Below are 9,785 nucleotides of genomic sequence, written 5' to 3'. Positions count from 1 at the left end.
GTGTCGGCCAATGCGGCGACTTCGCCCTTCGACTTCACGGTCAGATTTTGCTTCAGGTCGCCGTCGGCGACCGCCGTCACCACCTTGACGATGCCGCGGACCTGTTCGGTCAGGTTGGCGGCCATGAAGTTCACGGTGTCGGTGAGGTCCTTCCAGGTGCCGGCGACGCCGGGCACCTGCGCCTGGCCGCCGAGCTTGCCCTCGGTGCCGACTTCGCGCGCCACGCGCGTCACTTCGCCGGCGAAGGCGTTGAGATGGTCGACCATCGTGTTGATGGTGTTTTTCAGCTCGAGAATTTCGCCCTTCACGTCGACCGTGATCTTGCGCGACAGGTCGCCGCGCGCCACGGCCGTGGTCACTTCGGCGATGTTGCGGACCTGCGTGGTCAGGTTCGCTGCCAGCAAATTGACGTTGTCGGTCAGATCCTTCCAGGTGCCGCCGACGCCGGGCACCACGGCCTGGCCGCCCAGCCGGCCCTCGGTGCCGACTTCGCGCGCCACGCGCGTCACTTCGCCGGCGAAGGCGTTGAGCTGGTCGACCATGGTGTTGAGAGTGTCCTTCAGCAGCAGGATCTCGCCGCGGACGTCGACCGTGATCTTCTTCGACAGGTCGCCGCCGGCGATCGCGGTCGCGACCTCCGCGATGTTGCGGACCTGCGCGGTCAGGTTCGACGCCATGAAGTTGACGTTGTCGGTGAGGTCCTTCCAGGTGCCGGCGACGCCGGGCACCTGCGCCTGGCCGCCGAGCTTGCCTTCGGTGCCGACTTCGCGCGCCACGCGCGTCACTTCGCCCGCGAAGCCGTTGAGCTGATCGACCATCGTGTTGATGGTGTTCTTCAGCTCGAGAATTTCGCCCTTCACGTCGACCGTGATCTTGCGGGAGAGGTCGCCGCGCGCCACCGCCGTGGTCACCTCGGCGATGTTGCGGACCTGCGTGGTCAAATTGGCCGCGAGCAGGTTGACGTTATCGGTCAGGTCCTTCCAGGTGCCGCCGACGCCGGGCACCACGGCCTGTCCGCCCAATCGACCCTCGGTGCCGACCTCGCGCGCCACGCGCGTCACCTCGGCTGCGAAGGAGCGCAACTGATCGACCATCGTGTTGATGGCTTCCTTGAGCTGCAGGATTTCGCCGCGGACGTCGACCGTGATCTTTTTCGACAAGTCGCCATTGGCGACCGCGATCGTCACCTCCGCGATGTTGCGGACCTGGCCGGTCAGGTTGTTGGCCATCGAGTTGACGCTCTCGGTGAGGTCCTTCCAGACGCCGGTCACCTCCGGCACCTGCGCCTGGCCGCCGAGCTTGCCCTCGGTGCCGACCTCGCGGGCCACGCGCGTGACTTCCGAGGTGAACACGCTGAGCTGCTTGATCATCGTGTTGACGATGTTGGCAGACTGCAGGAACTCGCCGCCGAGCGGGCGGCCGTCGACGTCGAGCTTGACGGTCTGCAGCAGGTCGCCTTGCGCGACCGCGGCGACGGCGCGCGTGACCTCGCGGGTCGGCCACAAGAGGTCATCGATCAGCGTGTTGACGGAGCCTTCCATGTCGGCCCAGGAGCCGCTGGCGAGACCGAACCTGACGCGCTGCCTGGTCTTGCCTTCGCGGCCCACGACCTGGCCGACACGTTCGAGTTGCTGGGCCATCCGCTCATTGGCGGCGATGATTTCGTTGAAGGTATCGGCGATCTTGCCCTCGATGCCGAGATAGTCGCCGCTCATCCGCACAGAAAAGTCGCCGGACCGCATCGCCTGCAAGGCGTGGAGGAGGTCCTGCTGCGAATCCGATCGTCCGGCGCCGCTGCCATTGCGTGGTGGACCCTGCCGCAACGGCGGCGTCGCCGCGCCGGACTCGATATCGCTCATGGATGGCCCCCGCACAAGTGCTTCGCTTCGTCAGAATCTGTTGCCTAGACCCCATTAGCATAGAAGCTTCGGCCACCGCTCAAATCAAGCAAGAAGCTTTATTGGCTTAACAAATGGAACTTGCCTCGCCAGGGCCGAGTTCGCCAACGCGAAGACCCGCCACCGCGTTCCAGCGGCGGCGCAACAATTCACTACAAGTATCCATCTGGGAACGGGAGGTCGGTCTGAGGAACCAGGGCCAGCTGGATGGCTTACTCCCCAAAGGGATATTGCCATGAAAGTTATGAAATCTGCAATTGTCCTCGCGATCGCGCTTTGTTCCGGAGCGGCCTTTGCGCAATCTGGTGGTGCGAGCGGGCGGGGCGCCGTGACCGGCGATCCGGCCGCGAGCTCGGCCACGCCCGGAACATCGCCGACAGCCGGAAGCACCATGAAGCCAAACCGCAGTGGCAGCGGCACCTCCACCTCCGGAGGCAGCGATGCCAATGGCGACCACGGTCTGGACAAGATGCCGAACAGCGACAAGAGCGTGATGCCGCTCGATCAGCAGCATAAACCTCCGAACGGCAAGTAAGCCGTCGACTTGGCTAGCCGGTCATTTGTTGCTGAGCGCATTTCTGGTGTCTGCGAGTTCGGAGCGCAGGATAGGCAATTGAGCCGCGGCAAAGCTTCTGATTTCCTCATTGTCGGGCGACTCGAGATAGTGTTCGATGAGGGCGACGGTGAGCTCGTATTCGACGAGCTGTGCAGCGTAGAAATGGCGGACATAGGCCGGTCCATCACTGCGGTCGACCGCGTCAACAGCGTGAGCGCGCATCGCCGCGCCCTTGCGTTGTGAGGGTACATCGGTTCCGAGCTGCCGCTGTAGTTCTGCCAGCGCCTTGTCGCGCTTGCCAGCCGCGTCGGCGCGTGCTGCCGCGATCATCATCACGTCGCTCGAGGGCGAAGTATCGGCGCGATCGACCGCGTTCTGCTGGAACGAGTCGAATTGATAGAGCTGTGCGATCACCTCGACAGCGGTCGGCACCCGTGAAGCGTCGATGTCCGCGCGCTCTACCAGGGTTTCGGCACTCGCCACCGTACAGGCAAGCAGCAAATAGCCGCTGATGATCGCCAAGCCTCTGATCACCAAGCCTCTGATCGCCAAGCTTCGCATCGCCCTCTAATGAGCCAGCTGATCCAAAGTTCCGCGCACATTAATATCCAGTAAGGAAGGTTGAGCTTCGTCACAGCGCTCCCACGTGAGCTGCATGAAGCAGTCAGATCTCTTGCGTAAAAACGCGGACAATTGCCTTCAGCTCGCGGAGCGCGCTGAAGGTGATCCCGCTCACAGACGCTACGTACGAATGGCGCGCGGATGGACCGCGCTGGCCGATGAGCAAGATTGGTTGGATGGCGAGGTGCCTCCGGTCGTTACCATGGCGGTGCAGTTGTAACGACAGTGATACGCGAATGATGTTGTCCGCGTATCATTCACGGGCTTGTTGTTGCACGTGATCGTATCAATCCTAACTCGACCCAAAAGTAAAAGTACAAGAGTAGTCGACCCAGAGTTCGTGCCGAAAGGAGGAATATCGTATGGCCCCACGATTGGTTCTGGTTGCGTTGCTTCTGGCTTTCGGAATTGCATCCGCGGCCGCGACAATCACCACGATCCGCCAAGTCAACACGGCCGACTACACGCTTCCGCAGCCGGTGACGCGGATCTAAGGCGTTGCTTCCGAAGTTCGCGGCGTTGCTGCGAACATCTGAAGAGGTGCCGCGTCAGGTTGCCGCGCTCGAACTTGTCCGCGCTCAATGCGAGGCAAGGCCTGGGCGGCTGTTCGAGCCGGATAGGGCCGGTGTACTTGAAGAACAGGGACTCGGAACTGGGAAGCACCAGACCTGCTACGTCTTTGCCCGGAACAATTGTCACCGCAGGGCGTCTGCTCTGAATCGTTGCGGCTTGCGACCAGTCGTGGCCGCATGTCCAGGAGCCGTTGATGCCGTTCTATCACTTCGATCTGATCAATTCCAGAACTGTCGCCGACGAAGGCGGAGCTGAATTGCCGGATGACATCGTCGCGATGGACTCTGCCGACGCGCTAGCGCGGCGGTTGCTCGACACCCATCCGGATCTGCGCAATCGGCATTTTGCCGTCCTCGTCACCAATGACGACGGTGACGAGATCTGCCGCATCCCCCTGGATATCCTTCACTGAGCATCATATTGCGGAGCAATACATCCATGGCTCATTCCAATCACGGTATCACCAGAGCGAAGGGTGAAGAGCAGCCGACCGACAAGAAGCGCGCCCGGACCGCTCACGAGAGCGATTCAGAGCAATCGGTCTCTCGCGACGCAACCAGAGATCCGTCTTTGAATGACCACGGAGGCAAACCCGGCGACGGCACCGGTGCGGGCGAGCATCGCCGCGATTAGTAGAGCGTCGATGATCGCGCGCGCCTGCGAGCGCATCGGTCGCGGGAACGATGTCGCGGCGTAGTCGTTGCTGCAACAGATTGACTGAATGGAGGATTCGCATGGCAATGGCGATGGACGAACGTGAGATGGGCAATCTTATCGGCAGCGATAAGGTCGAGGGAACGGCGGTCTATGGACCGGACGCGAACAAGATCGGCTCGATCGAGCGGGTCATGATCGACAAGCAGAGCGGCAAGGTCTCCTACGCGGTGCTCGGCTTTGGCGGCTTCCTCGGGCTCGGCAATGATCACTATCCGCTGCCCTGGCAGTCGCTGAAATACGACACGCGGCTGGGCGGCTATGTCACCGGTATCACGGAAAGCCAGCTGCAGGGTGCCCCGAAATATCGCGAAGACCGGGACTGGAATTGGAACGATATGGGCGCGAACCGCCTGGTGAATGATTACTACGGCGTTCCGCTCGTGTAACCGCGGATATGAAACAAGTGAGGCCGCCGCGCCGGCGGCCTCACTGCTGTCGGATCGGCAATATCGACGATTATCACGGTGACCCAGTGACCACCATGCCGGTAGCCACGACCTTCGTGCTCGCGGAAGGTGAAACGCTCCCTCGGATCCAAACGCCAATTGTCCTCGTGTACCGTGATCCCGGCCCCGTGCGGATAGTCGTAGGCGTCGCGGGCAGCCAGCAGTTGCGGCCCTGACAGACGATCGCGGCGGACGCGCTGACCGTTGAAACTGTCTGCATGAATGCGCCGATCTCTCGGCGTCTGCGAGGATCTTCCTTCGTCTGTTTCAACCAGTATCCCCCGTTTTGCCTTTCCTGCGGAGCAACCGGAAAGCCGCGCCTCGGTTCCCGTGATGGACCCCGCGCGCAGTGACAGGCCGGGCGCGCTGAGCAATTGCAGCATGATTCGGGAACGAAGCTCCGATGCAATGATTACTCCTGCAACATTCGCAGCCGGCGCTGGGGCGCATCAGCTACGAGCCGAGGTCAATCGACGTGGATGCCCAGACCAAGCCGCGGGATACACACGCGGAAAGGCCGCAACCGCCCGAACACCAGCCGGACCAGACACGCGAGGGCGACGCTTCGGCCGAGCAGCGCGACGACTCTGCCAATGACAAGCCGTCGTTCCGTGACCGCCTGCGACAGCATCCGGTCCTGACGGCCGCCGTCGTCTGTGTCTTGATCGCGGCCGCGATCGGCGGCCTCGCGTACTGGCTCAATGTCCGCCATTACGAGAGCACGGACGATGCATTCATCGCGGCGCGCAGCTTCTCGGTGGCGTCCAAGGTCGGTGGCTATGTCACCGACGTGCCCGTGACCGACAACCAGCATGTCGAAGCCGGCGACCTGCTGGCCCGGATCGATGAGCGCGACTACCGGATCGCCGCCGACCAGGCCAAGGCGCAAGTCGCAGTCGGCGAGGCCAATGTCCATAACATCGAGGCCCAGATCGAAAGTCAGAAGGAGCAGATCGCCCAGGCCAAGGCGCAGGTCGACCAGACCCAGGCCCAGCTCGATTTCGCCCAGCAGGAGGAGGGCAGGGCGCGTGACCTGGTCGAGAAAGGGGCAGGGACCGTGCAGCGCGAGCAGCAGACCCGCTCTGACCTGCAGGCCCAGCAGGCCAACATGGTGCGCGCCAAGGCGGCGCTGACCGGCGCCCAGCTCGGCATCAAGACGCTGCAGGCCCAGCTCGAGAGCGCCAACGGCTCGCTGCAGCAGGCCCAGGCCCAGCTCGATCAGGCCAATCTCAACCTGCAGTATACCAGCTTGGTCGCGGCCGAAGCCGGTCATGTCGTCAAGCTCTCGGCCGCCAAGGGCACGTTCGTGACCGCGGGCCAGAGCCTGATGATGTTCGTGCCGGACAAGATGTGGGTCATCGCCAATTACAAGGAGACCCAGCTCGCCGACATGCGGCCGGGACAGCCGGTCGATATCCGGATCGACGCCTATCCGAACCGCAAGCTGACCGGCCACGTCACCTCGGTGCAACCCGGCTCAGGCACCGCATTCAGCCTGCTGCCGGCCGAGAACGCCACCGGCAACTACGTCAAGGTGGTGCAGCGGGTGCCGGTCAGGATCGACATCGACAACTGGCCGGCGGACATTCCGATCGGGCCCGGCATGTCGGTGGTGCCCTGGACCAAGGTCCGATGACGGACGCCGCCGCCGGCGGCTGGTCGCCGGAACGCTCGGCAGCCGGCGGGCACAATCCCTATCTGATCGCGATGGTGGTCTCGATCGCGACCTTCATGGAGGTGCTCGACACCACGATCGCCAACGTTGCGCTGCGCAACATCGCCGGCGGACTCGCCGTCGGCATCGACGAGAGCACCTACGTCATCACCTCCTACCTGGTCGCCAACGCCATCGTGCTGTCGATCTCGGGCTGGCTCGCCACCGTGATCGGACGCAAGCGCTTCTACATGATCTGCGTGGCCACGTTTGCGCTGGCCTCGCTGCTGTGTGGCTTGTCCTGGAGCCTCGAGTCGCTGGTGGTCTTTCGCATCCTGCAAGGCTTCGGCGGCGGCGGCATGGCGACCAGCGAGCAGGCGATCCTCGCCGACTCCTTTCCGCCGGAGAAGCGCGGCCAGGCGTTCGCCATCTATGGCGTCGCGGTCGTGGTCGCGCCGGTGGTGGGCCCGACGCTGGGCGGCTGGATCACCGATACTTATTCATGGCACTGGGTGTTCCTGATCAACGTGCCGATGGGGCTGCTGTCGCTCTTCCTGGTCGGAACGCTCGTCAGCGAGCCGTCCGGCGCCGAGGAGGAGCGGGCGAAGCTGCTCAAAAGCGGTCTGAGCGTCGACTTCGTCGGCTTCGCGCTGGTGGCGATCGGCCTCGGCTCGCTGGAATACGTGCTCGACGAGGGCCAGCGCAACGACTGGTTCGGCTCCAACATGATCATTTCCTTCGCGCTGATCTCGGGCTTCTGCCTGCTGGCGCTGATCCCTTGGGAGCTCAGCCGCAAAGATCCGATCGTCGACATCTCGCTGCTCGGCCGCCGCCAGTTCGGTGCCTGCTTCGTGGTGATGCTGGCGACCGGCGCGGTGCTGATCGCGACCACCCAGATGCTGCCGCAAATGCTGCAGACCGAGCTGAACTACACCGCCTATCTTGCCGGGCTCGCGCTCTCGCCGGGCGGCCTCGTCACCATGATGATGATGCCGATCGTCGGACGGCTCGTCACCGCGGTGCAGCCGAAATATCTCCTAGTGTTCGGCGCCATCATGGTGGCGCTCGCGATGTGGTATCTCACCGGGCTGAACGCCGACATCACCTACGGCTATGCCGCGATGTCACGCGTGATCCTGGGCGTCGGCTTGCCATTCCTGTTTTTGCCAGTGACGACCGCCTCCTATGAAGGTATCCCGCCGGACAAGACCAATCAGTCGTCGGCGCTGATCAATGTCGCGCGCAATGTCGGCGGATCGATGGGCGTGGCGCTGGCGCAGACCATGCTGGCGCAGCGCCAGCAATTCCACCAGAGCCGCCTGGTCGAGCACGCCGCGCCGTCGGACATCGGCTATCAGGAGACCATCCAGGCGCTGACGCGCTATTTCCAGGCCAGCGGCTCCAACGCGAGCGACGCGGCCGGGCAGGCCATCGCCTGGATCGGCCAGTCCCTGCAGCACCAGATCGACCTGCTCGCCTATATCGACGTGTTCTGGACCTTGGCGATCCTCGCGCTCCTGATGATCCCGGTGGCGCTCAGCCTCAAATCGATCGAGCTCGGCGCCGCGCCGAAAGGGCATTGAGCAGACCTCGAGCGGCCTGGATCAGGCGGCGGAACTCTCTGCTGTCCCCGACGTCGGCACGCGCCGAGTCAGCCAGCTCGGGATCTCGCGGTAGCAGGTGCCCTTCTCGTCCATCTCGGCGACGGTCCACTTGCTCGGATGGCGCTCCTTGCCGACGAACACCCAATCTTCCACCGACGGCGGCGGCTCGTTCGGCCGGGTTCTGAGCCAGGCGGAGCCCGCTCCCTTCGGCAACCGTTCCTGCTTCATCTGATACAGATCGTAAACTGGCGCACGCATCACGCAACCCCACCCAAACAACACCACTGCAACGTTCAATTCCGTTACGGCGAAATTGTGAACTGCTCGCGGCCTTGATGTGCCTAAGTTGTATCAAGGTTATGACATTGCGCCCGCGCAACGCGCTGTAAATGCGATGATTGGACCGGTCGCAACCTGCGATAGCGGAAAAGCTCTTTGAGGCCCTATCACCGCGTTCGCTGCTGCGAGCGCGGTTGTGGGCCGCGCCGCGGATAGGGCGGATAGCCTCGCTACACCGGCGAACTCATCGGCGGAACGGGCCGGTTGATCGGATCAGAGAAGGTTCGGTTCTGCCCGGTCGCAACGGGCGCGCCGCTGCGTCCTCCGGCCTGATCGGCATTGGCTGTGCCAATCTTGCCTGTTAGCACGAGGAGACATGCAAGGGGTGTCGACGCTGCCCGGCAAAACATGACGATCATCCATTTTGATGCGACAAGTCGAGTTCGATGGTTGGTTCCTGCGCCAAGTGGAGGCCGCTTCGGAGTTGCTGCTTCACATGTCAACCGCAAGCGGTGATCCTTCGCGCCACGCGGAGCGCTGTAAAGCTTAGCCGCCACCGAAGTTGGAGGGATCGAGATTCCTGTTCTCCTCCGGCGGGATCGCCGGATAGCCGGGAAACTTGTACCAACCGGCGGGGACGGCATCGCTTGGCCGCGGCCGGATATCGACGCGCTCGTGGTGACGGAGAGGCACGCGATGAGCCGATGCGGCCGCCGCCACGCCCGGGCTGATGGAGACACCGCCGATAAAAAGGCCCAAGGACAGGCTTAGAGGAAGGACAGACCGCATGTGAACCGCTCCTGACACAGTGGTTCAGCGTCTATCTCGGACAGGGGCCGAATATTCCCAAGTTATTGCTGGTCACGATCAGCTCGCGTGCGAGATTGAAACTAGATTGGGTTCGCTCAACACCCGTCAGCGATCACGCGATGATGCCTTGGAACTGGCGCGCCATGCCCCGCGTTTTCGGGTTGGTTCGACGCTTGCGTTCCGGGATCGTCACCCGGGGCTCCGACCATCTACAGCCACAGATACCACTCACGCCTCCGACCCATATGAGCTCTGGCATGACACCGATATCAGGACGTTGCTTCGGACTTGTTCTCGTTATGCTCGCCGGTCCGACCGCGACGGCGCAGCCAACTCGCTGGACGCACTATTCAATCCCGGAGACCGGCGCATCCGTCGACTTTCCCTCAGGCATCTTCACCGAACAGGCGGGGAAGCCGGATGGCTTCGGCCAAAGGTTCAAGACCGCTGACGGACGCGCCAACATGACGATCCAGTCCGCGCTCAACGTCGATCACGACTCGCCAGCTAGCTTTCTCGCCAAGAAAAATCCCCCCTCGCGCATCCAGTACAAACGCGTGACGTCGCGCTTCTTCGCAGTGTCGAGCTACAAGGGCAACGATGTGTGGTACGACCGCTGCAATTTCG

13 protein-coding genes are annotated in these 9,785 nt (G+C 63.0%); 8 read left to right on the top strand and 5 right to left on the bottom strand.

Going from position 1 to position 9,785, the window contains the following annotated elements:
- On the bottom strand, window positions 1–1,859 hold a 1,859-nt coding region (locus WA702_RS25625), incomplete at its 3' end, for a HAMP domain-containing protein (protein WP_425113334.1).
- 367 nt (window positions 1,860–2,226) lie between these two features.
- Here WA702_RS25625 and WA702_RS25620 point away from each other — a divergent pair.
- Window positions 2,227–2,433 carry a hypothetical protein gene (locus tag WA702_RS25620; RefSeq protein WP_425113333.1) on the top strand — a complete coding sequence of 69 codons (207 nt, stop codon included), beginning with the start codon at window positions 2,227–2,229 and terminating at the stop codon, window positions 2,431–2,433.
- Window positions 2,434–2,454: 21 nt separating this feature from the next.
- Here WA702_RS25620 and WA702_RS25615 read toward each other — a convergent pair whose 3' ends face one another.
- Complete coding sequence (locus tag WA702_RS25615; protein WP_425113332.1) at window positions 2,455–2,976, bottom strand: DUF4142 domain-containing protein; 522 nt, start codon at window positions 2,974–2,976, stop codon at window positions 2,455–2,457.
- A gap of 133 nt (window positions 2,977–3,109) precedes the next feature.
- On the opposite strand from WA702_RS25615, the gene WA702_RS25610 reads away from it, so the two are divergent.
- The 4 genes from WA702_RS25610 (at window position 3,110) to WA702_RS25595 (ending at window position 4,751) form a co-directional block, all read left to right on the top strand.
- A complete protein-coding gene (locus WA702_RS25610; protein ID WP_425113331.1) occupies window positions 3,110–3,295 on the top strand; it encodes a hypothetical protein in 186 nt (61 codons plus the stop codon).
- Between the two features lie 142 nt (window positions 3,296–3,437).
- The gene (locus WA702_RS25605) at window positions 3,438–3,569 is read left to right on the top strand and encodes a hypothetical protein (protein ID WP_425113330.1); all 132 of its coding nucleotides are present in this window, start codon (window positions 3,438–3,440) and stop codon (window positions 3,567–3,569) included.
- Window positions 3,570–3,841: 272 nt separating this feature from the next.
- Window positions 3,842–4,060, top strand: coding sequence for a DUF6894 family protein (locus WA702_RS25600; RefSeq protein WP_425113336.1), 219 nt, complete (start codon window positions 3,842–3,844; stop codon window positions 4,058–4,060).
- A gap of 328 nt (window positions 4,061–4,388) precedes the next feature.
- Window positions 4,389–4,751: a PRC-barrel domain-containing protein gene (locus tag WA702_RS25595; RefSeq protein WP_425113335.1), complete on the top strand. Its 363-nt coding sequence runs from the start codon at window positions 4,389–4,391 to the stop codon at window positions 4,749–4,751.
- Here the strand turns inward: WA702_RS25595 and WA702_RS25590 are convergent.
- Entirely contained in the window at window positions 4,730–5,194 is a 465-nt protein-coding gene (locus tag WA702_RS25590; RefSeq protein WP_425113329.1) for a hypothetical protein, read from the bottom strand. The genes WA702_RS25595 and WA702_RS25590 overlap by 22 nt on opposite strands.
- A gap of 92 nt (window positions 5,195–5,286) precedes the next feature.
- On the opposite strand from WA702_RS25590, the gene WA702_RS25585 reads away from it, so the two are divergent.
- Window positions 5,287–6,447, top strand: a complete 1,161-nt coding sequence (locus WA702_RS25585) for an HlyD family secretion protein (RefSeq protein ID WP_425113328.1) — start codon at window positions 5,287–5,289, stop codon at window positions 6,445–6,447.
- Window positions 6,444–8,048, top strand: coding sequence for a DHA2 family efflux MFS transporter permease subunit (locus tag WA702_RS25580; RefSeq protein ID WP_425113327.1), 1,605 nt, complete (start codon window positions 6,444–6,446; stop codon window positions 8,046–8,048). The genes WA702_RS25585 and WA702_RS25580 overlap by 4 nt, the downstream gene beginning before the upstream one ends.
- Window positions 8,049–8,069: 21 nt before the next feature.
- Here the strand turns inward: WA702_RS25580 and WA702_RS25575 are convergent, their stop codons facing one another.
- Complete coding sequence (locus WA702_RS25575; RefSeq protein WP_425113326.1) at window positions 8,070–8,327, bottom strand: hypothetical protein; 258 nt, start codon at window positions 8,325–8,327, stop codon at window positions 8,070–8,072.
- A gap of 567 nt (window positions 8,328–8,894) precedes the next feature.
- Window positions 8,895–9,137: a hypothetical protein gene (locus tag WA702_RS25570; RefSeq protein WP_425113325.1), complete on the bottom strand. Its 243-nt coding sequence runs from the start codon at window positions 9,135–9,137 to the stop codon at window positions 8,895–8,897.
- A 278-nt stretch (window positions 9,138–9,415) separates the two neighbouring features.
- On the opposite strand from WA702_RS25570, the gene WA702_RS25565 reads away from it, so the two are divergent.
- On the top strand, window positions 9,416–9,785 hold a 370-nt coding region (locus tag WA702_RS25565; protein ID WP_425113324.1), incomplete at its 3' end, for a hypothetical protein.

Source organism: Bradyrhizobium sp. (assembly GCF_049798375.1).
GTDB lineage: Bacteria > Pseudomonadota > Alphaproteobacteria > Rhizobiales > Xanthobacteraceae > Bradyrhizobium.
The sequence above is the reverse complement of the archived record's forward strand: the minus strand, read 5'-3'. Positions and strand labels throughout refer to the sequence as shown.

Bases quoted from the DNA above. Each gene is read 5' to 3' on its own strand.
- WA702_RS25610 (WP_425113331.1), top strand. From the start codon at position 3,110: ATGAAGCAGTCAGATCTCTTGCGTAAAAACGCGGACAATTGCCTTCAG.
- WA702_RS25605 (WP_425113330.1), top strand. From the start codon at position 3,438: ATGGCCCCACGATTGGTTCTGGTTGCGTTGCTTCTGGCTTTCGGAATT.
- WA702_RS25600 (WP_425113336.1), top strand. From the start codon at position 3,842: ATGCCGTTCTATCACTTCGATCTGATCAATTCCAGAACTGTCGCCGAC.
- WA702_RS25595 (WP_425113335.1), top strand. From the start codon at position 4,389: ATGGCGATGGACGAACGTGAGATGGGCAATCTTATCGGCAGCGATAAG.
- WA702_RS25590 (WP_425113329.1), bottom strand. From the start codon at position 5,194: ATGCTGCAATTGCTCAGCGCGCCCGGCCTGTCACTGCGCGCGGGGTCC.
- WA702_RS25580 (WP_425113327.1), top strand. From the start codon at position 6,444: ATGACGGACGCCGCCGCCGGCGGCTGGTCGCCGGAACGCTCGGCAGCC.
- WA702_RS25575 (WP_425113326.1), bottom strand. From the start codon at position 8,327: ATGCGTGCGCCAGTTTACGATCTGTATCAGATGAAGCAGGAACGGTTG.
- WA702_RS25570 (WP_425113325.1), bottom strand. From the start codon at position 9,137: ATGCGGTCTGTCCTTCCTCTAAGCCTGTCCTTGGGCCTTTTTATCGGC.